This is a genomic window from Flavobacterium procerum (genome assembly GCF_042431625.1).
In the GTDB taxonomy this organism is placed as follows: Bacteria; Bacteroidota; Bacteroidia; order Flavobacteriales; family Flavobacteriaceae; genus Flavobacterium; species Flavobacterium procerum.
Map to the genome: position 1 here is coordinate 91,528 of NZ_JBHLYW010000001.1, position 26,865 is coordinate 118,392.

At 33.3% G+C, this 26,865-nt stretch carries 23 protein-coding genes; 3 read left to right on the forward strand and 20 right to left on the reverse strand.

Annotated features, from left to right (window positions below):
- Window positions 1-123 precede the first annotated feature (123 nt).
- Window positions 124-474: an arsenate reductase family protein gene (locus ACFFLS_RS00360; protein WP_379683863.1), complete on the reverse strand. Its 351-nt coding sequence runs from the start codon at window positions 472-474 to the stop codon at window positions 124-126.
- Window positions 475-551: 77 nt separating this feature from the next.
- Between ACFFLS_RS00360 and ACFFLS_RS00365 the strand changes: the two genes are divergently transcribed.
- Entirely contained in the window at window positions 552-1,007 is a 456-nt protein-coding gene (locus ACFFLS_RS00365; protein ID WP_379683862.1) for a DinB family protein, read from the forward strand.
- A 66-nt stretch (window positions 1,008-1,073) separates the two neighbouring features.
- Here ACFFLS_RS00365 and ACFFLS_RS00370 read toward each other — a convergent pair whose 3' ends face one another.
- The 19 genes from ACFFLS_RS00370 to uvrC form a co-directional block, all read right to left on the reverse strand.
- Window positions 1,074-1,943, reverse strand: coding sequence for a thiopeptide-type bacteriocin biosynthesis protein (locus ACFFLS_RS00370; RefSeq protein WP_379683861.1), 870 nt, complete (start codon window positions 1,941-1,943; stop codon window positions 1,074-1,076).
- Window positions 1,944-1,948: 5 nt separating this feature from the next.
- Window positions 1,949-4,180, reverse strand: a complete 2,232-nt coding sequence (locus ACFFLS_RS00375; RefSeq protein WP_379683860.1) for a lantibiotic dehydratase family protein — start codon at window positions 4,178-4,180, stop codon at window positions 1,949-1,951.
- Window positions 4,181-4,234: 54 nt separating this feature from the next.
- The gene (locus tag ACFFLS_RS00380; RefSeq protein ID WP_379683859.1) at window positions 4,235-5,389 is read right to left on the reverse strand and encodes a lanthionine synthetase LanC family protein; all 1,155 of its coding nucleotides are present in this window, start codon (window positions 5,387-5,389) and stop codon (window positions 4,235-4,237) included.
- A gap of 74 nt (window positions 5,390-5,463) precedes the next feature.
- The gene (locus ACFFLS_RS00385; RefSeq protein ID WP_379683858.1) at window positions 5,464-5,763 is read right to left on the reverse strand and encodes a hypothetical protein; all 300 of its coding nucleotides are present in this window, start codon (window positions 5,761-5,763) and stop codon (window positions 5,464-5,466) included.
- A 45-nt stretch (window positions 5,764-5,808) separates the two neighbouring features.
- Window positions 5,809-6,555, reverse strand: a complete 747-nt coding sequence (locus tag ACFFLS_RS00390) for a nucleotidyltransferase domain-containing protein (protein WP_379683857.1) — start codon at window positions 6,553-6,555, stop codon at window positions 5,809-5,811.
- 201 nt (window positions 6,556-6,756) lie between these two features.
- Window positions 6,757-7,242: a septal ring lytic transglycosylase RlpA family protein gene (locus ACFFLS_RS00395; protein WP_379683856.1), complete on the reverse strand. Its 486-nt coding sequence runs from the start codon at window positions 7,240-7,242 to the stop codon at window positions 6,757-6,759.
- 78 nt (window positions 7,243-7,320) lie between these two features.
- Window positions 7,321-7,752: a hypothetical protein gene (locus ACFFLS_RS00400; protein ID WP_379683855.1), complete on the reverse strand. Its 432-nt coding sequence runs from the start codon at window positions 7,750-7,752 to the stop codon at window positions 7,321-7,323.
- 108 nt (window positions 7,753-7,860) lie between these two features.
- Window positions 7,861-10,515, reverse strand: a complete 2,655-nt coding sequence (locus ACFFLS_RS00405) for a TonB-dependent receptor (RefSeq protein ID WP_379683854.1) — start codon at window positions 10,513-10,515, stop codon at window positions 7,861-7,863.
- A gap of 330 nt (window positions 10,516-10,845) precedes the next feature.
- Window positions 10,846-12,489 (reverse strand): glucose-6-phosphate isomerase, encoded by a 1,644-nt coding sequence (pgi, locus tag ACFFLS_RS00410; RefSeq protein WP_379683853.1) that lies wholly within the window; start codon window positions 12,487-12,489, stop codon window positions 10,846-10,848.
- Window positions 12,490-12,650: 161 nt separating this feature from the next.
- Complete coding sequence (locus ACFFLS_RS00415; RefSeq protein WP_379683852.1) at window positions 12,651-13,319, reverse strand: hypothetical protein; 669 nt, start codon at window positions 13,317-13,319, stop codon at window positions 12,651-12,653.
- 92 nt (window positions 13,320-13,411) lie between these two features.
- Window positions 13,412-14,032 (reverse strand): hypothetical protein, encoded by a 621-nt coding sequence (locus ACFFLS_RS00420; RefSeq protein ID WP_379689069.1) that lies wholly within the window; start codon window positions 14,030-14,032, stop codon window positions 13,412-13,414.
- A gap of 38 nt (window positions 14,033-14,070) precedes the next feature.
- Window positions 14,071-15,294: a M23 family metallopeptidase gene (locus tag ACFFLS_RS00425; RefSeq protein WP_379683849.1), complete on the reverse strand. Its 1,224-nt coding sequence runs from the start codon at window positions 15,292-15,294 to the stop codon at window positions 14,071-14,073.
- A 25-nt stretch (window positions 15,295-15,319) separates the two neighbouring features.
- A complete protein-coding gene (locus ACFFLS_RS00430) occupies window positions 15,320-16,261 on the reverse strand; it encodes a tryptophan 2,3-dioxygenase family protein (protein ID WP_379683848.1) in 942 nt (313 codons plus the stop codon).
- Window positions 16,261-17,031, reverse strand: a complete 771-nt coding sequence (locus tag ACFFLS_RS00435; protein ID WP_379683847.1) for a DUF3108 domain-containing protein — start codon at window positions 17,029-17,031, stop codon at window positions 16,261-16,263. The genes ACFFLS_RS00430 and ACFFLS_RS00435 overlap by 1 nt, the downstream gene beginning before the upstream one ends.
- 291 nt (window positions 17,032-17,322) lie before the next feature.
- On the reverse strand, window positions 17,323-18,483 hold the full coding sequence (gene hppD / locus ACFFLS_RS00440) for a 4-hydroxyphenylpyruvate dioxygenase (RefSeq protein WP_379689071.1): 1,161 nt from the start codon (window positions 18,481-18,483) through the stop codon (window positions 17,323-17,325).
- A 161-nt stretch (window positions 18,484-18,644) separates the two neighbouring features.
- Complete coding sequence (locus tag ACFFLS_RS00445) at window positions 18,645-19,802, reverse strand: homogentisate 1,2-dioxygenase (protein ID WP_379683846.1); 1,158 nt, start codon at window positions 19,800-19,802, stop codon at window positions 18,645-18,647.
- Window positions 19,803-20,088: 286 nt separating this feature from the next.
- Window positions 20,089-22,446: a patatin-like phospholipase family protein gene (locus ACFFLS_RS00450; protein WP_379683845.1), complete on the reverse strand. Its 2,358-nt coding sequence runs from the start codon at window positions 22,444-22,446 to the stop codon at window positions 20,089-20,091.
- Window positions 22,447-22,521: 75 nt separating this feature from the next.
- Window positions 22,522-23,028: an XAC2610-related protein gene (locus ACFFLS_RS00455; protein WP_379683844.1), complete on the reverse strand. Its 507-nt coding sequence runs from the start codon at window positions 23,026-23,028 to the stop codon at window positions 22,522-22,524.
- Window positions 23,025-24,830, reverse strand: a complete 1,806-nt coding sequence (uvrC, locus tag ACFFLS_RS00460; RefSeq protein WP_379683843.1) for an excinuclease ABC subunit UvrC — start codon at window positions 24,828-24,830, stop codon at window positions 23,025-23,027. Before uvrC ends, ACFFLS_RS00455 begins: the two co-directional genes overlap by 4 nt.
- Before the next feature lie 136 nt (window positions 24,831-24,966).
- Here uvrC and ACFFLS_RS00465 point away from each other — a divergent pair, with 136 nt between their 5' ends.
- Both ACFFLS_RS00465 and ACFFLS_RS00470 read left to right on the forward strand, forming a co-directional pair.
- Complete coding sequence (locus ACFFLS_RS00465; RefSeq protein WP_379683842.1) at window positions 24,967-25,944, forward strand: succinylglutamate desuccinylase/aspartoacylase family protein; 978 nt, start codon at window positions 24,967-24,969, stop codon at window positions 25,942-25,944.
- Window positions 25,931-26,500, forward strand: a complete 570-nt coding sequence (locus tag ACFFLS_RS00470; protein WP_379683841.1) for a 5-formyltetrahydrofolate cyclo-ligase — start codon at window positions 25,931-25,933, stop codon at window positions 26,498-26,500. The genes ACFFLS_RS00465 and ACFFLS_RS00470 overlap by 14 nt, the downstream gene beginning before the upstream one ends.
- Window positions 26,501-26,865 lie beyond the last annotated feature (365 nt).

The window sequence follows — 26,865 nt, forward strand, 5'->3', positions numbered from 1 at the left end:
TTGGGCGTTCCCTACGGTCGGGCTGTCCGTTTCAATCTTTTTTTGTCTCGTAAAAAACGAGACAAAAAAAGGATTTCCACTTCCATCCCTAACGCGTCAGAACGTTTCAGACACCTAGTTTTATTAATTTGCCAAAGCTTTGATAACTTCGGCTACATTTTTTTGGCTGTTGCCAATGTATATTTTATTGTCAATAATAAAAACCGGACGGCTTAAAAAAGTATAATGTTCCAGTATGTATTTCTTAAAATCAGCTTCTTTAAGATCTTTGTTTTTCAAATCCATTGACTTGTACAATTGTGCTTTTCTGCTGAATAAAGCTTCGTAACTTCCAGCAAGTTTATGCATTTCTTCCAATTGTTCTTCGGTAATAGGATCTTGTCTGATATCCTGAAAGACCAAATCATTTTCAGGAAGACTCTTGATGATTTTGCGACAGGTATCGCAAGAAGCTAAATAATATATTTTGTTCATGATTTTATGATTTGTTAGAATACAAAGAAAATCCATTTAAAACTTAAAAATGACTAATTTTAGAAAAAAATAAAATTATGAGTTCAGTTTTTGATGTACAGAAAACAATTAGAGAAATTCTTTTAAAAATCTTAGACAGCCATTCGTTAGAACAATTAAATAAAGTTCCAGCTGGTTTCAACAACAATATTATTTGGAATATAGGCCATTGCATTTCTTCGCAGCAAGTTTTGGTTTATAAATTATCGGGTCTTCCAACAATGGTTTCGGAAGATTTTATTGCCAAATACAAAAAAGGGACAAAACCAGAAGGGGATGTTTCTCAAGCTGAGGTTGATGAAATTAGAACATTGCTTTCTACCACACTAGAAAAAACAAAAAATGATTTCGAAAGCGGACTTTTTGTAGATTATCATGAATACACTACAAGTATCGGATTTACGCTTCGTCATGTTCAAGGTGCCTTAGATTTTAATAATTATCATGAAGGACTTCATACGGGAATCATAATGGCGCAACGAAAATTAGTTTAATTATTAAATAATTCTTTTTTAAAATTTAGCCTCAGTTTTTTAGCTGAGGCTAAATTTTTATGGATCTTAAACAGGAGATTGGTTTCTACTGATTTTAGATTTATAAAACTTCCACATTACATCATAACACACTAATTCGTGAATTCGATTGTTAGAATAATACAGTCTATTAAGTGACATGTGTATGAGACTTGATATTAAATAAAATACTTTATTTTCTGTTATTGAATTTTGATCAACGACTTTTAAAATCTCTTCTATATTTCTTTTTAATGCAATACTACTTATTGCATTCGAAGGATCAAGGAGCTCTTTATAAATAGTTTCTTTTTGGGTAAGATAAATTCTTTCTATTTGTTTTTTATTGTATTTGTTAATATCAAATTCTTTGTAAAAAGAATCCCTAAATCTTTCCATAAGTTTTAATTTCTGAGTATCAGATAATTTAAAATTACTCAAGTAAAAGTCAATTAAAGTAAGACTGAAAATAGATTTTGAAATCAAATTGTCCTCTGTTTCTCCATTTCTATGTTTCGAAAGATAATTGGTAATTTCTAAACTATCATTAAAAAATATGTCTTCTGATAATTCCATCGTACTTAATCCATAACGGTCTACTTCTCGATCATAGCAATCGATTTGAAGCATCCACACAGATCTAGACTCTATATATGCTTGTGCTAAATTACTGAACTTGTTTATAATGTGCCCGATGTTTTGTTTATCGGTAACTTCAAGTCGAAACCGAATGTGATAGTTTGGGTCGTTATACCTAATAAAGAACCATTTTTTTATATAATTTTCTTTAATAAGTTCTTCAGTAAAAGGCTTGATGATTTCAATCAGTAAAGTGTCAGATATTTTATAACCACAATATATTTTGTAGTACAGCCATTCGTCGCCAGGAAAAAAGCGCTTTTTTATCTCTTTGTTCATTGAGGTTAGTTTTTTTGATCTTTATAAATTGATATAATCACTTGGTTAGTAAAATTGCTTTCTCCTCTTTTAACAATCTGATTTCTATCTGAGAAAAGGAATTCTTCAAAAGTTACTTTTTCTTTTTTTGAAATGACATCTAGCATTACACTAATTGATCTTTTGCTTTCTAAATCAATCAACAATTCATTATCTGCTTCAATTAAACTAATGTATCGAGGAATTTTCCATTCTTTTCTTAGGTCGTTTATAGCGATAAAAAGCTGATTTTGATCTTTTATTTTTAAAAGACTATTTAAGTCCTCTTTATTGAAATTCCAAGAAGCCTTTTTAAAGATTATATTTTTATATTCTATTCTTGGAATAAACTTATATAGCTTAGAAATATTGGCTAAATCTAATTGGATAGATCTTCTTTTTTCTGCTAATTGTAATTCACATAAAAAAACGTAGATAGGGGTGTTGTTATAGCTATAATTATGAGCATTGATTAATCTTGGTATTACTTTTTTATTCTTTGATATCGATCGAAGAATAATTTCTCCAGAATGATTAACAGAAACTGCTAAATCACTTATGGTTATTTGATTTTCTGTCTTTTTTGCAGATTTGGCCAAATAAGGAATTTCATATTCATATAAATTGGATCTAGAAGTAATATTTCCTACTCTTGCATCTGATAAATGTGTGATTTCTGCCAATATCACATCTTCGTTAAAATTTTTATCAATCGAAGTTATATGTTCTGCATAATTGCGAATTTCTCGATCTGCAATGGTAAATCTGCCTATAAGATTTGCAGCAGTAGAACCTCCGCCTCCATTTAGTAATATTTTTTGTTCACCATCAGTAAATATAAACTCAGTTATAAACGACATGGTTTCGGGAAGATTATTCCAGTTGTCATTGATTTGTGGTAGTTTATCTTTATCAATAATAATTTTTTGTTCGTTTTTTCGGTATGCGTCACTAATTTTTTGGTGTAGATAAGCATCAATTTTGTTTAGTCTTATGTCTGAAGAGGCATTTTGCCTATTTAGTACGATATGATTGATAAATGAATCATCTGGTAAAATGTTATGAAAACTATTATCAGTATAAGCTATACCAAATTCAGAGTCTAACGCTAGCGATAGCGGAATTTCTGATTCACCAAATTTTTCTATAAACTGTTTTTTGAAATTTGACAGCGAATAGCTTTGATCAGAAGGTGATACATGATTTAAAATCATAATTCCTTCTCGGATATCCTTGATTATGTTTTTGTTTAAAGTGTTTTCGATTGTTTCGATTTTTAAATCGGTTTGAAACAAAAATCTTGAATCAAATGCAGTTTTAAACCCTTTTAATAGTTCATGTATATTTGTATAATCTGAAATTTGATTTTCAAATTTTGAGTCTAAATTTTCAACTCTATAAGCAATATCTTTAATGGTCGCTTTTATGTCATCAATATTATCAATTTTTGCTATTATTTGTTGTAATTGAGTAAAATAGTCATTTCCTATTAACAAGGGCTCTAACTCACTTATCAGTAATTGATTTTTTGATAATTCATTTATAAATTCTATAGCATCGTTATAATCAACATCTGTAAATTTATTTATGAGTTCATCAGCAATTTCCGAAAGTAGTTTTCCATTTTTTGAAAAAGATAAAACGAAATCTAAAACATCTGTTTTTTCAACAGATACAATTTCATGGGATCTTTTTAATCCAAAATATTTATACTCGATGTATCTCAATTCGTTATTAACATGATAGAGAGTCGAATTGGAAGAGAAATGTATATTATCTCGAATTCTAGAATCTTGAATTAAATCATTAACAAGAGAGACTAAATAATACATGTCAAGTTTTGTGTATCTTGTATGATCACTAGACTGGCCGACTGTTATATTGTTTTCTGAAGAAAAAGCCCCGATAGAGTAACCTGCATATAATCCAAAAGGAGTACATCTAGAAGACATTCTTGTTAAATACTTGGTGAGTGAATTTTTTAATTTTTCAATTTTTTTTGGATCGGATAGATTTCCGTCGAGCCAATTTTTTAAAGAAAAATATAAAGGTGGTGAAGAAAGAAAAATTGCTTCTTGTATTAAATTGTTGCTGAATTTTTCTTTGAAGACAGATTCGTTATTTTCAATTTCTTTATAAAAAGCAAATAAGTCTGATACTGGATACAAAGGGGTACGCAGGATGTAATTTGTGAATAATTTATATGGAAAAACGCTCATTTAGTAATTTTAATGTAGGTTATGATGCTTAACTGTTTGGTATGAAGAAGAGATTTAGTGAAGAAAAAGGGATTTATCCCAATTAAGTTGTTGCGATTTAAAAACTTCAAGTAGTGTTAAGCCTATACCTGATAATCCGTACAAAATAGATAAATCCAACTTAGTGCTTATTTCTAGGTTTTCTAGTCCTTTGTTTAGCCAATATTTGCTTGCGGTATCAAAATCACTGTCATTGGTTATTTTATATGTATTTGAAAAAATTTTATACGCCCCAAAATAACCATGACAGATACCCGTAGACTGCAGTAAAGTGTCTTCTAAGGTTTGCCTTTCTGCAGCATGCTTTAGTATTTGAATTCCTAATTTTTTATAATTATCGTTATGGTTATATCGAACTGAAGTATTTAATAAATTAAAACCAATTCCTAAATCTCCAGAACACCAGGAAAGCGCGCTGCAATATTTGACAACTCCTTCAACATCTTCGTAATTTGGAAATAAAGAAATCCCTTTTTTTTCCGGGCTGTAGTATTTAAGTAAATGATCAGTATACTGAATGGCTAACAATATAGACTTTTTATTGAAGCTAGGTATTTTAGAGATTTTGTTGAGTATGAATATAATGCTTGAAATTCCATGCGCTAATCCAAAAACAACTTTATTTTCAAAACTCATTTTAACGATAACTTTCGGATCTCTTGAGAATAATTGTATATTATTAAATAAAGTTTCGAAATATTCGATTAAAAGGAAAAGTAATTGTTCGATTACCTCTCGATTTGAATCTGTTGAATTTTCTAGTCTTTCAATTAGGTAATTTGCGTAACCTATCGCGCCATGTAGAAAATCAAAATTGTTTTCTTTTATAGACTCTTGTAAACAATAATAGGCATATTTATCAATATCGGGAAGGATTTCATTATTCGATTCGTTAATAAGCTTTTCTTTAATTAAATAATTTAGAACCCATCCGAGTCCAATTATGCCATTACAGTATGTTGGGTTGTCATATCCATCGTTGATTTTTTCGATACAATTTTCTAAAATTAATCGGCCTGTTTTATCTTCAACGTTAAAGGCTTTTGAATAATGAAAAGTAAAAAGTGCTAAACCTCCTAATCCATTCAATGCTCCTACATCAGAGATGGTTTTAAAATCAGAAGTTATTTTTTCATTTATTAAGTGAATTTTTTCTTCTATAAGTCTCATTGATTTAAAAAATATAATAAAAAATCCAAAACTTTTTAGTTTTGGATTTTAAAAGTTTTATACTGTTTCCCTTGTTAAGAGTCTCTTCCAATACACTCTGTATAAGAATAGTTCCCTTCTATGTCTACTTGACAACTGGAAAGATGCGTGGTGTCGTTGTAACCTGTCGAGCCACCAGCAGTATATATAATGACAGGGCCAACGCTAACTGGACTTGTTTGAGATGGTCCATAAGGTACTGTGCTTGTTCCTGTGTTGATAGGATCTCCTCCGCCACCTTTTAAGTTTATTAATTCTCCATTTTCTAACGGTTTAAAATTAAGATTGTCAAGTTTTGAAATAGTAATTTTTGATAACTTAAGATTAGTTTTCATAATTTTAATTTATATTTAAGATTTATATTACGAATGTATAAAAAATTATTCTTGTCTAATCATTATATAGTTTTTTTCGTTAAAATTTATTATTTTAATTTGTAAATAATTAAAAACTTCGCTGAGATTGTTTTTGTTAATATTTTTTAAAGAAAGAGCATTTTGCCAAAGATTTGAAAAATCTTTATCAGGAAACTCACTCCAGCCAGATTTTTCACGATATAACTTATTTGTTAACAGTTTTTCAACTTTCAAATCAGTAAAAAGTTCGATATTTAAAAACCTAGAATAGAAATTTAAAGCGAGTTTCATAAAAGAGATATAAGAATAAATGAAGAAAGGGGAATCATCTTCTAAAGTTTCCAAGTAGCTTTTGTAGTTGTACAAATGATACATATTTGTTTTTAAATCATCATCAGAAATGGTTCGGGTTATGAAATTACTTTCATGATAATAATCGGCAGTTTTTTTTAAGTCGTTTACAATATTGTTTTTTTGAAAGAGAATTTTACCAATTCGGATGACATTCGCTTCAAATTTACAATTGATCACAAATTCTCTTTTAATGCGATTTTCTATGTTGTCATAACTTCTTGCTAAATATGAAAATTTATAACCGTCAATTTCGATTAAACCTTTTGTAGTTTGACAATTTTTATCCAATATTATTCGAATATCTATGTCAGAGTTTTCATGATTCAATTCAATTGCATAACTGCCTGTCAAAAGGATGGCAATTACGTCTGGATTGTTTGTCCAATTTTCAAGAAACTTATTTAGTGATAGCTCCATTTATTAAAAAAATATCTTTTAAATGATATGGAGATAAATATAGATATAATTTTTAAAACAAAGATAAATTCTTACGTAATGTCTGGGTTAAATCAGTAATTTTTTGTTTTTACAAACTGCCAATTTTGTAGTTCATTGATAATGTAATTTTTAAGATAAAACAAGAATAAAAAAAAATCCCGCTTTAGAGCGGGATTTTTTTTATTCTATAATGGTTTCAATTGTTACTTTCATCGCACCTGCACCTTTGTGTTTGGTGATTTCCATAAAAGCTCTTTTTGAAAGGTCAATTTCGCGTGTTTTTACGAATGGGCCACGATCCGTGATTTTTACGATTACAAATTTACCGTTGGCTTCGTTGGTTACTTTTACACGAGTTCCGAAAGGAAGTTTTTTGTGTGCCGCAGTGTATTTGTTATTGTTGAATCTGCTTCCGTTTGCGGTCTTTCTTCCGTTAAATTTATCGGAGTAATAAGAGGCGTGAGCATTTTTTTTGTAAGGTTTCAGAACCAGACCTTTGTCGGTAAAAATAGAGTCTGTCGGAATAGCAAGTATATTGGGTCTAATAATTTTTGCGGTGTCCTGATTGGTTTTTGGTTCAGCAGCAGATTTTGTCTGGCTGTAAGTAAAGCTGCTTATTAAAAGTAATGCAATTGTGGCGAATAAAATATTTTTTTTATTTCTCATAGGTTATTTTTTTTTCAGACTTGGGGGAGTTTGTACAAATAATATGCCGAGATAAAAAAAACCCTGAATTTAGGGCTTTTAGTTGGTTTTTGCGAACCAAAGGGTCCACGGAATTCTGCTTAAAATAAGCAACAATCCTAATCCGTAAAATATAGCGAAAGTCTTGAATTTTGCTTCGCTGTTGATTAGCTTTTTATGTTTAGACCACCCAATAGTGATAAGGGCAATCGCGATTAAATTAATTGTTGGATGCTCCAAAGAAGTTAAGCGAGCTTCAGGTTGCATGTTTCCTAAAAGTGCAAATCCGCTAGGAGATACAAAATAGATAATAATTCCAATCAGAAATTGTGTATGTGTTCCAATAAGGGCGAATAAGGCAATTTTACGGTCTTTAGCAAAAAAATCCCTTTTTGAAGTTAAACCAATTACTGAATTTACCACCGCGATAAGCAAAAGCAATAAGGCAAGGTATGCCCATCCCGAATGGAGGTGTTTTATAAAATTATACATAAACGGTTGTTTTTTGTTTCAAACAAATATAGCAAAAATGACCATAAAAAAACGGCATTAACCTTAAAAGTCAATGCCGTTTTTATTATTTATTTAGATTCTAAATTCTTAGAAGTTGTAGCGTAAACTAAAGTTCCAAGTTCTTCCTAAACCAAAGAAACCAGTATTAGCAACGTTAATTCCTTTATAGTTAACTGAAGTAGGTGTTACAGCAGTAGCTGTAGTTAATTCAGATAAATAAACTTCATCAAATACGTTGTTAACGTTTACTCTGAATCCGATAGAATCGTGTTTTCCTTTTCCAATGAACAATTTGTATGAAATACCTGCATCAACTAAATCGTAGCTTGGTAATTCTAAGTTGTTTTTTACAGCTCCAACATTTGAGTATAATTTGTCATAGTATCTCCAGTCTGAATCTACAGATAGATTTTTAACGATTTCATATCTAAATCCTAAACCGTAGCTTACTTGAGCACCATCTCCAACTTTTCCGCCATCAACATCTTGTTGTACTCTGTCTAAAGTTGCTAAACTTTCATCTCTTGTAGTAGTAACAACATTACCTTGGTACTGCCAGTCTCCGATAGATAGGAATCCTGTTAAGCTAAGATCTTTTATTGGTTTAGCCGCAAAATCTAACTCAACACCAGTGTGTACTTGTTCTGTACCTTCGTTTGTTCTGTAGATCAAATCTCCTAATTGAAGAGAAGGGTATTTAGTAACATCAGCAGCAAGAGCTGTAGTAGATGATGTTGTAACTCTGTCTTTCCAAGAAGTTCTGTAAGCATTTACACTTGCAGTAATTACTCTTGATGAGAAAGTATATCCAGCCTCAAGACCGAAGATTTTTTCATTTTCTGTTAAAGGGTTAACAGCATTTGTAAAGTTCAAGTAGATGTTATCGTGGTAAGGCTGACGGTTGTAGTAACCAGCATTTGCATAAATACTATGATTTTCAGCAAATTTATAGCTTGTACCTCCTTTAACATTATATCCAACATTGTTTACTTTTTTAGAATCTTGATTCTCTGGTAAGTAATCAAATCTGTCAACTCTTTGGTGTGACTGATTAGAAAGTGATCCTTGGAAGAAAGCAGAGAAGCTATCGTTAGAATATTCTAATTGACCAAATACACCACCATAAGAAATAGTTTCTCCATAATCGTAATCAATTCTCTGATCTTCTCCTAGTGTTTTGAAAGTTGCTGGCCAAGGTAATGCTCTTCCAATTTCAGTAACGTAGTTACTTTTTGAGATACCGCTTGGTTCGCTATTTCCATTTTTAAGAACTCTTGTGTCTGTCCAACTTGATAATCCTACGAAGTCAGCAACTTGTCTGAAGTGAGTTCCTTTGTAAGTTCTTAAATCAAGACCAATGTTTAAAGCTAAATTGTCAGTTAACTGATTTTTTAAGTTAGATACTAATCCGTACCAAGCATGGTTGTTAACACTTGCTCTAATTACGTATGCGCCGTTTGTACTTCTTCCATCAGCATTTCCTGTTCCGTCAACAATACCTTGGTTGCTCGCGTAGATTCCGTCAAAGTTGATTTGTCCTCCAGCTGGTGTTGTAGGTTTTGTACCGTAGTTTCCGGTTCCTCCACCTCTTCCCCAAGATCCGTATAGGACAGTAGAAAGTTGTGTTTTATCGCTGATATCATAATCCCAGTTCAAGTTAGCAACTGGTTTGTGGTAGTAGTTAGTTCTCTCAGACTTGTATTTTCCGTCTAAGTATCCCCAGTTATTGTTGTATTTTCTTCCGTATTTCAAATAACTGTCAACAGATTTTGTAAAGTTTTGATCGTGCCATTGTGGAGCACCTGTTAACAAAAAGTTGAAACTGTGTTTGTCATTTGCTTTATAACCAACAGAGATAAAGTAAGTTTGACCTTCTCCTCTTGTCCCGTCATTGTATCCGTCACCTTGCCAGTGAGATAACATTACGCTTGTTCCCCATCCGCTTTTGCTCATACCTGTATTGTAAGCAGCAGTAGTTTTAAAGTAGTTGTCATTTGCAACACCTAAAGAAACAAAACCTCCTTCTTGTTTGTCAGTAGCTTTTGTAATAAAGTTAACTGTCCCTCCTACTGAAGAAATTGCTAATTTAGATGAACCAAGACCTCTTTGAATTTGAATTGCATTTGCAATGTCAGACATACCAGACCAGTTAGACCAGTACATTTTACCGTCTTCCATTCCGTTAATTGGCTGACCATTTAATAAGAAAGCTGTGTTGTCTTGAGCAAAACCACGAACTGTGATTCTTGAATCTCCATATCCACCAGCTTGTCCTGCTACATATACAGAAGGTGTATTTACCATTGTTTGAGTAACGTCTGCAGTACCAACTTTTGCCTGAATATCAGCTGCTTTAATTGTAGAAACTGCAATAGGCGTTTTTCTGTCTTTTGCTAAGTCGATAATTCCCTTACCCATAACTACAATTTCTTCTAGCTGGTTGTCATCAGAACTTAAAATAATAGTTCCAAGATTAACTGTACCGCCATTTGAAACGGTAAAAGAAACTGTTTTTGTTTCGTAACCTAAGTAAGAAATTACAATTTCTCCAGAAGTAGCCGAAGTAGTAATTGTAAATTTACCGTCAAAATCACTAGTTGCTGCATCTGAGCTTCCTTTTACAGCTGCATTAGCACCTGGTAATGAATTTGTCCCATCTGTAATTGTTCCAGAAATTTTTCCTTGAGAAAATACGGTCGAAACTATCATAAAGAATAGTCCAGTCAGTAACCAATTTTTCATTTTCTTCATTTGTTTTTTCGTTTATTGTTTTTGGCAAAATTATAACAAATTAATCAGTTAGTGTTATCGAAATGTTAAGAAAAGCAAGTTTTGTCTTTTATGTTGCGTATTAAAATGATTTCTTCTTTTTTTATTAAAAAAAATAAAGTTTAATTGAATTTTCGTTAATGTTTTTTGTTAAATCGATAATGATTTTTATTTGAATATACGTAAAAACTCACAAAAAAGACTTATTTTTCTGTTTTCGTTATAAATTTATACGAAAAAACGCCTTAATCAAATCAAGATTAAGGCGTTTCGTAAATATTATTGTATGTTTAAATTATTGTTTTACTTGTTTTGCAAAAAATGATTTAGCAAAAATGAAGTAGAGCTGTCATGATTTTTAACGCTTTTTGTGTTAATTTCTTCTAAGATTGAGTTCGCAAGCTGTTTTCCTAATTCAACTCCCCATTGGTCAAAACTGAAAATATTCCAGATAACACCTTGAACAAAGATTTTATGTTCGTACAAAGCAATCAGCGAACCTAAACTTTTTGGTGTCAGTTTCTGGATTAAAATGGTATTCGTTGGTTTGTTTCCTGTAAAAACTTTAAAAGGCTTCAAGTAGGCTGCTTTGTCTGCCGCAAGTACTTGTTTGTCAAATTCTGCTTGCACCTGAGCTTCCGTTTTTCCGCTCATTAAGGCTTCTGTTTGTGCAAAAAAGTTCGACATTAATTTGTCGTGGTGATTGTCGTTTCCATACAAAGGTTTGATGAATCCGATAAAATCAGTCGGAATTATTTTAGTTCCCTGATGAATCAGCTGGAAAAATGCATGTTGCGAATTGGTTCCTGGTTCTCCCCAAATAATAGTTCCGGTTTGGTAATTTACAGGTTTTCCGTCACGTCCAACACTTTTTCCGTTACTTTCCATAGTCGCTTGTTGCAAGTATGGAGCCAGTTTAGATAAATATTGTGTGTATGGAATTAAAGCCTCGCTTTCAGCACCATAAAAATTATTGTACCAAACGCTTAATAAAGCCAAAATTACTGGAATGTTTTTGTCAAATTCTGCCGATTTGAAATGTTCGTCTGTTTCGTTAGCGCCTTTCAGTAAGTCATTGTAATTGTCAAAACCAATTGCCAATGCAATACTCAATCCAACAGCACTCCATAAAGAAAATCTTCCTCCAACCCAGTCCCACATTGGGAAAACATTGTCTGGATTAATTCCGAATTCGGTTACTTTTTGAATGTTTGTAGAAACCGCAGCAAAATGTTTTGCTATATCTTCCTGTTTAGCCGATTTCAAAAACCATTCTTTTATGGTTTCAGAATTGGTCAATGTTTCCTGAGTTGTAAAGGTTTTAGAAACGATTACAAAAAGAGTAGTTTCAGGATTTAATTTTTTGATTATCTCATTGACATGATCTCCGTCAACATTCGAAACAAAATGTGTGTTTAAGTGGTTTTTGTAAAACTGTAAAGCTTCAACTGCCATAACTGGCCCAAGGTCAGAACCACCAATTCCAATGTTTACAACATCAGTAAAAGCTTTTCCTGTAAAACCTTTTCTTTGACCAGAAATTACTTCTTCAGTAAATTGTTTGATTTTGTTTTTTACTTCGTAAACTTCCGGAATCACATTTTCTCCGTCAACTTTTATAACTGCCGTTTTTGGCGCGCGCAAAGCGGTGTGCAAAACAGCACGGTTTTCTGTCTGGTTAATCAGGTCTCCTCCGAAATAAGCATCAATGGCATCTTTTAGTCCAATTGAATTTGCCAATTCCAGTAAAAGAGAAATGGTTTCCTGACTGATATTGTTTTTAGAATAATCTACCAAAAAGTCATTCCACTGCAGGTTAAATTTTGCTGCACGGTCATTATCTTGTTGAAACAATTCTTGTATTGTGGTTTTGTGAATTGCGTTGTAATGGTTTTGCAGATTTTTCCACGCTTCAGTCCCGGTTGGGTTGGTTGTGTTTAAAGCCATTTTTATATATAATTGAGTTTGTTTTTTGAAAGAACAAAAATACTGAAATTACTTTTAATAGCTTAAAGGTTCACGATTATATAACAATTAGTTGCGAAAACGTTTTATGAATTGAACCTTAAGACGTAATTCGAAAAACTGTTTATTTATAAACGACAGTTTTAGATCTCGCCACTCGTTTTCGCTAAAATTTTAAGCAGAATCGCAAGCGGAAAAACAATGCAGCCAATGATAAATATAGTTTTGCCATGACTTCTGTCTACCGTATTGTAAGAATAGATTCGTTCTCCATTTGGAAGTGTTTTTTTAGAAGTCCAAAGAGAATAACCAATTACAATTCCGATACCGCCTCCCAAAAGCGAAAATAGATATCCAGCAATAATCCATGGTTTTTGGTTTTCTTCGGGTTTTGCTAGAATCTTTAGACGTTCGTTTTTTAAAGACTGCAGCATTTCGGGGTCAATATTTTTGCCTCGTTCGGTTAAGAGTTTTTGAGCTAATTTATAATCGAAAACATTCCACTCATCTGCTTTTAGAAGAACTTCATACAATTCTTCGTTTGTAAAACTTAGCAAATAATAATCGCTGTCTATCTCATTCAGAAGTTTTTCGGTGTCTTTTTCAAGAATGGCTTCTGCTTTTTCAAAATCTGAGGGGTCTATTTTTACTTCATATTGATTTTGAACGGTGCTTCCAGAAAAAGTAATATCAACTGGCGGAATATTATCTCCTAAAACAGTTTTGATATGATTCAGATTTAATAATAATTCAAGTTCTTTTGCTTGAGACAGTGTTGATAATTTTCTAAAAGTGATAAAGTTTTCAGTCATTTATGATTTGATTTTGAGGGGATAAATGTAATTAAAAATTTCCCTTAAGGCAGTAAATGAAATTGATTACTGTTTTGGATTCTAAATTTATGTTACCAAAACTTCCACCAAGGTTTTTTATTCACATGAATAATTTTCTTAGCAATATCAATTTCTATTTTTTTGAAGGACTCGCTCTTGATTTTTGAATCGTCAAAAAACAATTCTCCATTTTCATCCATTCCGATTGGAAGCTTGGTTCTCTCTTTCCAGCTTTCTGTCTGCAATTCCGAAATTAGTGCGCTATCTTTTTTATCACTAAACTTTTTTCGGGCTTTTTCGATAATTTCTTCTTCTAAATTAGAAGTTGAATTTTTGAAAAGCGTCAATGAGTTATCAGGAATGTTCAAAAGAAAAACCTGAGTTTTGTCTCCACTTTTCTGTATGTCCAAAACCTTAAAATAAGCAATAGAGTCTAAAAGATAATGGCCAATTTTAGCAGAATCCGGATTGAATTTTGATAAATCTTTCGCGTGAGCGCTAGCAATTAGATATCTTAAATTTCCAGAAAGTCCGCCGCCAATCGAACTCATATCAGTAAAACCTTTTTCTTGAATAATCTGTCCGATTTTATAATTTGAAATTATATTTTCAGAGAGATTGGTGTCTCTGTAAAATAGTTTTAGACCAGAAAAAGTTTCGTGGTAAGTCGTTCTTAAACGTGTACTCTTCATAACTTTTGGATTTTATAAAACTTATAAAGAAGATTTATTTACAAATTCCCAATACTATCCAATTCTCTCTTCAAAGGTTCAATCTGACTCAGAAAACGAGTTCTGTCATTTCCTGTAAGTGATTCTCCTGTTGGAAGATTCAAACGAAGTGCATCAACTTGAACGCCATTTTTCCAGAAGCGGTAACATACGTGGGGACCAGAAGCCAAACCTGTACTTCCAACCAAACCGATGGTCTGGCCTTGCGTTACGCGCTGTCCACGACGAACGAGGATTTTAGACATGTGTAAATATTGCGTAGAGTAGGTTCCGTTGTGTTTTACTTTTACAAAGTTTCCGTTTCCTGCTGTATATCCGGTTGTTTCCACAATTCCCGAAGCTGTGGTCGAAATCGGAGTTCCGGTTGGCGCTGCATAATCCGTTCCTTTGTGTGCTTTCCAGGTATGCTGTACCGGATGAAAACGATTCATAGTAAATCGAGAAGTGATTCGGCTGAATTTAATTGGCGTTTTCAAGAAAAAGTTTTTCAGTGTTTTTCCTTCATCATCATAATATTCTATTTTCCCAGAAATGGTATCTTTTTGAAAAGGGAATGCATAAACGATTTTGCCTTTGTATTCAAAAAAAGCGGCTTCAAGATCTTCAACGCCGTCATAGGTTTTGTTGTTGATGAATCTTTCTGTGAAGATTAATCCGTAACGATCTCCTTTTTTAAGTTTGAAGAAGTCAATAGACCAAGAAAACACTTTTGTAATTCTGCCAGCAAGTGCGGCTTCAACGCTTTCGTTTCCTAAAGTTTCAGACAAAGAGCTTTTTAAAACCCCTCCGATTATTTTTCGTTTTAGTGTAACCGGTTTTATTCTTCTATAAGCTTTTGCGACGCTATCTCGCAAATCGACAACATAATACGTTAAAGCGTCTGGCTGGTAAATAAAAACCTGTAAATTATTCGTTTTGTTTTTTGCTCTTAGTAAAGTAAAAGGTTTGTTGTAGCGGATAGAACGCACATTGAAAGAATCTTTAACTTGTTCTACAATGTTATGGACTTTTTTATCTCCGATGTTCTGGCTCTGTAAAATAGAACCGAAAGAATCTCCTTTTGAAATGGTATCATTTACAACATTAAAATCAGCGTAATTAAAACCGAATTCTACTTTTTTGGTTTTTGGTTTGGTAATTTTGTTCTCTACTATGGTTTCTTCTTTTTTATTGCAGGAGAAAATCGAAAACAAGACAATTAAAATTACGACTGCTTTTTTCAAACTATTTGGATTTTATGTGGAGAAATTAAACGTCGGTTTCATTTCCCCAATTGGACAATTCTTCTTCGGTCCACAATTTAGGAAAAAAGATGCGTCTTTGGTATTTTGGATGCATATATTTTTGCCAGTCACTTCCTCCTGTAGCTTCTCCATTGCCTTTTCCGCTTTCCAAAATGTACTTTCTAGCAGTATTAAGATGCTGCATAACCCAAGTGATATTCACGGTTTTATCGTAATGGCGCATTGCCGAAATTAGTTCTGGATTTTGTTGGTCTTTTTCTGGAAGCTGAGAAAATTTCTGCCAGATATTTTTTGTCTTGAAAGTTGACATTTGTCTCAAAAACGAAACTTTGTATTTGTTTTCGAATTCTTGAAGCAGGTATGATTTCTCGCCAGTGTGATAATCTTTTCCGGCAGCCTGCCAATATAGATGTTCGAAACTGGTTTCGATATCGGTGTTTTCGTCAAAATTTGCCTTGTATCTGCGATCGGTTAAATTGATAACATCAGTAGATGCAAATTCAATCATTCGATATTGTGCGCTTTGAAAACCACTTGCAGGTGTAAGTGTATTTCTGAATTTCATATATTGGTCAACTTCCATTCCGTTTTCCATAATACTGAACGAATTGGTAAGCATGTCAAAATATCTCGTAATTCTTGATAATCTTTCGCTGAAAAAAGCAACTTCGATATTTTCTTTTTCGGCAATTTGGTCGATTTCCCACAAAATCATTTTGAAAATCAATTCATTTACCTGATGGTACATAATGAATACCATTTCATCAGGAAGTGTAGTGCGTTGTATTTGTAAATTTAAAAGAGCGTCGGTTTGAATATAATCCCAATAAGTGATTGGTTTAGCCCAAAGCAATCCTTCTAATTGTACATCAGTTTTTTGTTTGATGGCTTGATATTTTAAATCAATTTCTTTTAAGATCTCTTCAGAATGATCCGTAGTATTCATTATTTTTTTACTTTAAGTGGACTTTGTAATCCTTTATAATCGTCAAGGTCTGCTTTTAAAGATCCGACTGCTAAATCTGCTTTGATTCTAATGGGAACTTTGTTGACATCATTTGTAATCCAAAGCGTTAGACTTTCTTCTTCTTTAAATACTCTTCCAGTTTGGACAGATGGTTTAAAAACCATTGTTGAAATTTTTCCAAATTTAGTTGTAATATCTTGACGACCTACATATTTTAACTTAAATTTTGTGATTTCGTCATCAAAAAACATATCAATAATTATCGCCTCTCCAGACTTAAGTTTGTCAATATTCGGATGATTTCTTAAATAGTAAAAAGAGGATACAATGTCTTGTACGTTTTCTGTAACTACAATTGTTTTTTCTGATTTTCGTTTGTAGTCTTTAACCAGAACCTTGTTTTCAGTCTGGTTAAAAAAACCTTCCTGATTTTTGGTGTAACCGCCTTCGTCTATTTTTCGAACAAAACGATAGGGACTTCCGGTTTCTTTGTCAAAGTAACTTTCGTATAAATCTTCGACCTTAAAAAAGAATTTAGACATACCGGTTGTGTAACCTTTACCCACGGCGTGATGAACTTTTTTATTACTGATGGTGGCGTCTTTAATCTCGAGAGTGGCGTAGCCGGCATTTACTATTCCGTAATGAATTCGGAATTTAAAATATTCTCCTGTGTTAAAAGCATCTTCTTTTTGAGAATCGAAACTAAATGTTGTAAGGATTAATATAATGAGAATGAGTTTTTTCATAATTACATTTGTCTGTTTATTTGTATTAAAGGCAAATTCTATTCCAAATTTACCAAAACAAAAAAACTCAGTCAAGTACTGACTGAGTTTTTATGCTATTAACTAACCAAAAAACTATAAATTATGAAATTTATATCAATTAAGAAGGAAACCACCCCTTCTTGTTTTGCGGTGCAAAGATAGATAGAAAGTTCAAAAATCAAATAGCAAAAGTCAAGTTTAACATAACATTTGCAAAAAAAGCATCGTTTTTTGGAGAATTATACGGTTTTGTGAGTGAAAATTAACATTTTACAGTGTTCCTCGCAATTCTTGCTCTCTTTCAATCGACTCAAAAAGGGCTTTAAAGTTACCTGCACCGAACCCTTTTGCACCCATTCTTTGAATAATTTCGAAGAAAAGCGTCGGTCGGTCCTGAACTGGCTTGGTAAATATTTGTAAAAGGTAACCATCTTCATCGGCATCAACCATGATGGCCAATTTTTCGATTTCGTTTAAATCTTCTTTCATCATATCCATGTGAACACCTAATCTTTCTGGGATTGCTTCGTAATATGTATGAGGAGGAGCTGACAAAAATTCAACGCCACGTGCTCTTAATTGAGATACTGTTTTAATAATATCATCTGTCGCAATAGCGATATGCTGAATTCCAGGTCCACCGTAGAAATCTAAATATTCTTCAATTTGTGATTTTTTCTTTCCTTCGGCCGGTTCGTTGATTGGGAATTTGATTCTTCCGTTTCCATTTGACATTACTTTACTCATCAAAGCAGAATATTCTGTAGTAATTTGTTTGTCATCAAAAGAAAGGAAATTCACAAATCCCATTACGTCTTCGTAAAATTTTACCCAAGTATTCATTTCATTCCAGCCTACATTTCCAACCATGTGATCGATGTATTTTAATCCGGTTGGTTCTGGATTGTAGTCTGATTTCCATTCTTTATAACCTGGCAAGAAAACTCCGTTATAGTTTTTTCTTTCTACGAAAATATGAACCGTTTCTCCGTAAGTGTAAATTCCAGAACGAACAACTTGTCCAAACTCATCTTCCTCAACAGTTGGTTCCATAAAAGAACGCGCACCACGTTTCATTGTTTCTTCGTAAGATTTTGTAGCATCTTCAACCCAAAGTGCGGCCACTTTTACTCCGTCGCCGTGTTTTTTCAAATGTTCGTTGATTGGAGAATCAGCAGTTAATGGCGTTGTCAAAACAATTCTGATTTTATCTTGTTTGATAACGTAAGAGGCTCTGTCTTTTACTCCAGTTTCTAATCCGGCGTAAGCCAATGACTGATATCCGAAAGCTGTTTTGTAATAATGTGCAGATTGTTTTGCATTCCCTACGTAAAATTCTACATAATCTGTACCTAATAATGGAAGGAAATCTTGTGCTCCTTCAAATATTTTCTCTAATCCGTATTCTACTGATTTTACTTCTTTTGACATGATGTTTATTTGTTTAATCGGTTATTTGATAAAACCGAAGTGTTGTGTTTGTTTTTTTTAACCGCAAAGGCGCTAAGAAAATCGCAAAGTTCGCAAAGTTTTTTTATAGCGATCTTTGCGTAAAATCCTTGCGAACTTTGCGGTTAGATCGAAAGTGAAGTTTATTCACACCAAGATTTGTAATACTGACCGTCATCTAATCCCATTGCTTCTTCCGTAACCATCAAAGGTCTGAAAGTATCAACCATTACAGCTAATTCCTGAGTTTCTTTATGACCAATACTACGTTCCATTGCACCTGGCGCGGGACCGTGTGGAATTCCTTTTGGATGTAAAGTAATATGACCTTGCTCAATATTGTTACGACTCATAAAATCGCCATCTACATAATAGAGTACTTCGTCAGAATCTATATTGCTGTGATTGTATGGCGCCGGAATTGCTTTCGGATGATAATCGTAAAGTCTAGGGCAGAAAGAACAAACGACAAAAGTGGCCGTTTCAAAAGTTTGGTGTACCGGAGGCGGTTGGTGAACACGTCCCGTTATAGGTTCGAAATTGTGAATTGAAAATCCGTATGGGAAATTATATCCATCCCAACCCACAACATCAAAAGGATGCGTTGCATAAACCACTTCGTGAATCATGCCTTCTTTTTTGATTTTAATTAAAAAGTCACCTTTTTCGTCGTGTGTTTCCAATTCGTTTGGCAAAATAAAATCACGCTCACAAAATGGAGAATGCTCTAAATGTTGTCCAGATTGGTTTTTATAACGTTTTGGAGTATAAAATGGAGAATACGATTCTACATAAAACAGTCTGTTTTCTTCTGTTTCAAATTCAATTTGGTAAATAATGCCACGCGGAATAATTAAATAATCGCCATATTCAAACGGAATATTTCCTAACATGGTTCTTAATTTTCCTTTTCCTTTATGGATGAAAAGCATTTCATCGGCATCGGCATTTTTGTAGAAATAATTTCGAAGTGATTCTTTCGGCGCAGCCAAACCAATAATACAGTCTTTATTTACTAACATTGCTTTTCGGCTATCTAAAAAGTCGTTTTCTGGTTTCAATTCAAAACCTTTAAAAAGAAGTGATTTTATGTTTTTTCCGATTGCAATTTTTGGCTCAACCGAATAAGAATTTAGAATTTCTTTAACCTGAGTTGGTCTGTGAACATGATAAGATAATGACGAATGTCCATGGAAACCTTCTGTTCCAAATAACTGTTCGTAGTAAAATCCGCCGTTTGGTTTTTCGAATTGGGTGTGTCTTTTTTGAGGGAAATCCCCAAGTTTGTGATATAGTGGCATGGCTTTTTCAATTAGATAATTTGTAAATTAGATAAATCGAAAATTGGAATTGCAGAGTCTATAGCCAATTTTTAATTGACTAATTTATCTCAATTCGATAGAGTCATTATTCAGGATTTCTCTTGATTAAGAATTGAAGATACTCTAATAAACCTGTCCATTTAGTTTTCATCACAGCAAATATCGTAATTTTTATTAATTGAAATTACAAATTACATTTTTTTAGCATTAAATTAATTCAAGATGCTTTTTTATTCAGCCAAATATATGGGAAAAATGTTTATTGCTAAAATAAGAAACCGATACTGAACCACGTAAAACTTTTTGACATTTCTGGCGACCATGACTGCTTGATTTCTATTGGTCCGATGATAGTTTCTAATCCGTAACCCAAAGCATAACCTGTATATTTTGGCATGGATATCCAATCTACAGAGGTGAAAATATCGTCTCCTAAATTGGCAAAATTGGCAGAAAAATTAATATGATTCTTTTTAAAAATTTCATAATCCAAGGTAATGTCTGTTTTTATAAAACTGTTTCCAGAAATACTTAAAAAGTCATACCCGTAGAAATAATTGAAATTATTGATTTTGTTGTATCCGTAACCTCCAAATATAAAATCGAAATAAGGCACGCTGTCACTTCCTATATTAAATCCGGCATCTGCTCCAATTTTTACAGTTGCTTTTCTAAATAAGGTTCTTACAAAACCCAGTTCTGCTTTGGCAATAGAAAACGGTTGGAATTTTTTGGTATAATCCGAAGAAGCCAAATAAGTCTGCAAATCTGTAGAAAAATACACACCAGAACTTGGATAATATTTATCGTCAAAAGAGTCGTATTTTAGATAACCGAAAGCGCTTACATAGCTGCTTTTGTCTATTATGTTTTCTTCGTTGATAAGCGTTGGCGAGTTTATTTTTAAATACTTGTATTCCAGACCACCGCCCATTAAAAACTTCTGTACAAAAATGGTCTGAAAATAGGCTTGATTGCTCAAATCCATAAAATCTACATTGATAAGGCCAAAATTTGGATTTTGCGAAATAATATTGCTTAAGCTTGTGGTCACATTTCTGTTAAACTGATTTAATCTAGATCGAAAACCAAAACTGATGTTGAATCCGTTTTCAACATAATAATTAAAATCGTATCTGAAATTATCTCCTAAAATAATATCAAGTGAAGTGACATCATTTTTCAAGAATGTTTTTTTATGCGTAAGATTAAGTAAAACAGCACTTTTATAAAGTCCGTCGTAATGAAGTCCAAGTTTTAAATGAGTTTGTGTCGGATTTTCTTTTAAAACCAAATCCAAATCATCCTGACCTTCATCTGGTTGCAGACAATACGAAATCGCACTGAAGTTCTGTGTTGCATTCAGATTATTGATTCCAGTTTTTAAATCATCATAGGTAATAGTGCTTCCGGGCTTGAATCGCAGTTTTCCGCGAATGTACTCTTTTGTATAATTATCAAGCTGGTCGGTGTTTATTTTTTTGATTTGTAAAGTATCTGTAGCTAATTTGAGTTTCGGCTTTTTGTAATACTCGGTTTCAGGAACCAGCGCTTTGATTTTTTCATAAACTGCAAAAGCGGCTTCTTCTCCTTTTCGAATGATTTCTTCTCCTTTGTCAAACGAAATAACACCATAATCGCGAATATCCGGTTTGATATATACATCGGTGTTTTTGATTTTGTTTTTCATTTTGTCAATAGACTGAAGGTTCGTAATCTGAACCAAAATCCTAGTGGCATTTTTAAGGTTTTTTCGTTTCATCAAATCATCCTGAACATCAACGCCAATAATAATGTCGGCTCCAAGATTGCGTACTTCTTTTATCGGATAATTGTTTACAACACCACCGTCTACTAATAAATTACCGTCTATTTCTACAGGAGTAAACAACGAAGGAAAAGCCGCACTTGCCATCATGGCCTGAACCAGATTTCCTTTGTTGAGCAAAACTTCTTCTCCGGTTTCAATATTGGTTCCGATGCATAGAAAAGGTGTCGGAAGTTTATTGAAATCACGTACATGACGAACATTTCGAGTTAGATCGCTTAATAAATTATAGTTGTACATTCCTTTAGAAAGCGCTTCTGGAATTCCTACTCTCAAATTGCTGAAAGGCAAAACGATGGCGTACAATTCGTCATTTTTTTTGCCATAAAAGTTTTTAGACGAACGTGGAATATAATCGTTTATTAATTCGTCAAAATTGGTTTTTTTGAAAATAGAATCAATTTGTGAGGCATTGTATCCCGAAGCATAAAGACCTCCGATTATAGAGCCCATGCTGGTTCCGCCAATATAATCGATTTTGATTCCGGCTTCTTCCAGTACTTTTAAAACTCCGATATGCGCAAATCCTTTGGCGCCTCCGCCGCTTAGAACCAATCCGATTTTGGGTCTTTTGATGCTGTCTTTTTTTATTTCTTGCGAAAATGCTTGCTGCGAAAATAAAAAAGTGGTTATGAAAAAGAGTGTCGACACGCCCCAGATGGAAATGGAAAACTGCGAGAGGCAAAAGGTTATTTTTTCCTGCCAAAAAAGAGCGACCCAAGAAGATCCTTTTTTGGGATTGGAAAAAAATCCTTTTGACCGAGTATTTGAAATGTACAGCTGGATTAGGCGCATAAATACTTTAATTCGTTTTTGTAAAAGTCGGAAATATTATTGAACTTAACTATTTCGATTTTGGATTAAATCACTTTAGTTTTTCAATAATACCAACTTATTGTTTTTATTAAATTTCCATTTGTCGGTGTGCCATTGTGCAGCACCTCTACAGGTGGATTCAAATGTTTTATTCTTTTTATTTATTTCGACATCAGAAAATTCGCCACATTTAGCAGCAGAGTCTGAAGGCATTTTTACTTCTTTAAACTGAGCGGTTGCCGGGTTGTAAATAAAGATTTGATAAACTGTGTAAACTCCCATTCCGTCATCTGTATGATACACGCTGAAATCTTTATAGCCGTCAAAGTTATAATCTTCTACTTCAATATTTGTACGGTTGTCCGTAATCGAAGTCGAAATTTCGATGTTGTGTAAAACCTGTGATTTGTTATTCTTGGAAGTGTATACTTCTAATTTTTCTGAATCAACAAGCAGTTTTAGTCTTATTTTGGTTTTATCTTTTTGATAAAATTCAACATTGTTTTGGCCAAAACAGTTTACCGCAAATAATATAAGAATGTTCCATACAGCTATTTTCATTCTTGTGACTGATTATTGTGATAAAAATTTACTATTTTTTTGGCTTTAGAAACTCCTACAACTTCTGAAATTTCTTTTTCGGTTGCCAATTTTAATCTTTTGACACTTTTGAAATGCTGAATCAGTGAGAGCATTGTTTTTTCTCCGATTCCGGGAATGCTTTCTACAGAAGAATTGAGCGCCGATTTGCTTCGTTTGTCACGATGAAAAGTGATTCCGAATCGGTGTGCTTCGTTTCGCAGATGCTGGATTACTTTTAGAGTTTCTGATTTTTTGTCTAAATAAAGGGGGATCGAATCGCCTGGATAAAACAATTCTTCCAAACGTTTTGCAATTCCGATAATGGCAACTTTTCCGCGTAATCCTAAATCGTCAATACTTTTTAAGGCTGCCGAAAGCTGTCCTTTTCCACCGTCAATAATAATTAATTGCGGTAACGGTTCGTTTTCGTCTAATAATCTCTTGTAACGACGGTACACAATTTCGGTCATCGAAGCAAAGTCGTTCGGACCTTCAACGGTTTTTACATTAAAATGGCGGTAATCTTTTTTGCTCGGTTTTCCGTCTTTAAAAACTACGCAAGCCGCAACCGGATTGGTTCCCTGAATGTTCGAGTTATCAAAACATTCTATATGCCTTGGCTCAGAAGGAAGACGTAAATCTTTCTGCATCTGTGCCATAATTCGTTTAACATGACGATCAGGATCTACAATTTGTAATTGCTTCAATTGTTCGATACGATAAAATTTGGCATTTCGAATCGATAAATCTAAAATCTGTTTTTTATCACCAAGCTGGGGAACAGTGGTTTTGATATTTTCTCCTAAATCTATCTCAAACGGAACGATGATTTCTTTGGATAATAATTGAAAACGTTCACGAAGTTCAATAATAGCGAGTTCCAGTAATTCTTCGTCAGATTCGTCCAGTTTTTTCTTCATGTCTAAAGTATGAGAACGAATAATTGAACCGTGAGAAATCTGCAGAAAGTTAACATACGCGGCGCTTTCGTCAGAAACAATCGAGAAAACGTCAATATTAGTTATTTTTGGATTGATGATGGTCGATTTGGACTGATAATTCTCCAGAATATCAATTTTTTCTTTGATTTTCTGAGCTTCTTCAAACTGAAGATTCTGCGCATAAGTATTCATCAGTTTTCTGAAATCCTTTAAACTTTCTTTAAAATTCCCTTTTAGGATTTCGCGGATGGCGTTGACCTGTCTTTGGTATTCTTCTAAAGGTTCCAGACCTTCGCACGGGCCTTTGCAATTGCCAATATGATATTCCAGACAAACTTTAAATTTTCCTGAATTAATATTGGATTGACTCAAATCGTAATTGCAAGTTCTAAGCGGATACAATTCTTTGATCAAATCTAAAATAGTATGCACCATTTTGAAATTGGTGTACGGGCCAAAATATTCAGAGCCGTCTTTTACCATTCTTCGGGTTAAGAAGATTCTCGAAAAAGGTTCTTTTTTAATACAGATCCACGGATAGGTTTTGTCATCGCGCAACAAGACATTGTATCGCGGCTGTAAAGTTTTGATTAGGTTGTTTTCTAGTAAGAGCGCATCGGTTTCGGTTGGAACAACGATGTGTTTTATGGTTACGATTTTTTTGACCAGAACATTGGTCTTGGCTGTATCGTGAATTTTATTGAAATAGGAGGAGACCCTTTTTTTTAAATTTTTTGCTTTGCCAACATACAAGATTTTTCCGTCTTTATCATAATATTGATAAACCCCTGGATTGTCTGGCAAGGTTAAAATTTGAAGATCTAAGGCCGGTTTTTGCATTCTGTTTAGTTTCTGGAGTGATCTGAAAGCTTGTTTCAAAAACCATTCCGATTTTGAAATAAAGCTTAACGTTGATTTAGTTTCAAATTTACAAAATCAAAAGAATAATTTCTATATTTAGATTTTATAATTCCAGATGAAAAATAGTAGCCCCCTTGTTATTTTTGGAGAGTCGATTCTGCCAGGAGAACATAGAACCATCAATGTCGAAATTGCCCGTCTGCATACTACGACCAAACTCAATATTCCTGTAATTGTGCGTCGTTCTAAACATGAAGGCCCAACAGTTTTATTTTCGGCCGGAATTCACGGAGATGAAATAAATGGCGTCGAAATTGTTCGTCAGATTATCAGTAAAAAAATTAATAGGCCTGCACGTGGCACAATCATCTGTATTCCCGTCATCAATATGTATGGTTTTGTGAATAAATCTCGTGAGTTTCCTGATGGTCGAGACTTAAACCGCGTTTTTCCAGGAAGCAAAAAAGGTTCGTTGGCTAGCCGATTTGCCTATCATATAGTCGAAGAGATTCTGCCGATTTTAGATTATGCAGTCGATTTTCATGCGGGCGGAGCGAGTCGTTTCAATGCGCCGCAAATTAGAATCACTGAAAACAATCCTGATCTGAAAGTTCTGGCAGATGTTTTTAATGCGCCTTTTACTTTGTATTCTAAAAATATAAACGGCTCTTTTAGAAAAACGTCTGAAAATGCAAACGTCAAAATGCTTCTTTTTGAAGGCGGAAAATCGTTGGATATCAACAACGAAATTGCAAATCAAGGTATCTTAGGAACCAAACGTTTGCTTCATTATTTAGAAATGCTTGATTCAAATCAAATTGTCGAACGTGCGCTTACTCCGTCAATCTATATCAAACATTCGGTTTGGCTTCGTGCGAAATGTTCGGGTTTGCTACACGATTTTAATCTGATTGGGAAATTTGTAACCAAAGGAACTATCTTGGCAATTATAACCGATCCTTTTGGAAAGTTTGAGCAAAAAATAAAAGCGCCTCATGACGGTTATGTAATCAACGCCAATCATTCTCCGATTGTGTATGAAGGCGATGCCATTTATCATTTATCTAAAAATCCAGACGATGTCGACGAATAAAAAAGAACTTCGAATCCAATATAAAAATTTACGTAAAGCACTTTCTTTTGATGAAATAGAAGAAAAAAGTTTGGCTATTGCAAACCAATTGATCCAAATGCCAATTTGGGATAAAAATTATTACCATGTTTTTCTCCCAATTGAAGAACATAAAGAAATAAATACCGAATTTGTCCTGCACTTGCTTTCTGGAAAAGACAAAGAAATTCTGATTTCTAAAAGTGATTTCGAATCCAGAAAAATGACTCATTTTCTCTTAACGGATAATACTAAAATTAAAAAGAACGAATACAATATTCCTGAACCTGTTGACGGAATCGAAGTGCCTTCTTCTAAAATTGAAGTTGTTTTTGTACCGCTTTTGGCTTATGATGATTCTGGAAACCGAATTGGCTACGGAAAAGGTTTTTACGATAAATTCCTTGCCGAATGCAAACCGGAAACCATCAAAATCGGACTTTCATTTTTTGAACCCGTAAACCAGATTGAAGATGTTTTTGAATCGGATATCAAACTGAATTTTTGTGTTACACCTGAGAAAATTTATCAGTTTTAATTTTACAAAATATTTTTTGCCACAGATTAAAGGATTTTAAAAGATTATTCCATTTTAATTTTATCTAACTCTTTTCAAAGTCTAATAAAAATCCTATCCTAATATTCAAATATAGCCCGTGGTTTCAACCACGGGAACACAATGTATGATTAAGATTATTTGTAACGTTTCCCGTGGTTGAAACCACGGGCTATATTTTTAGCATTTTGTGAAAAAACTAAAATTGAAATTTTGCAATAATTCCATCTCGCTCTTTTTTAGCAACTTTTTGCCAAAGTTTAACCACTTTCTTTTACTCTGTGGCAAAAAAATCGCGCATAATTCCCTTAAAAATCAAGGTTTCTAAAATTATTTTCTCGTAAGAA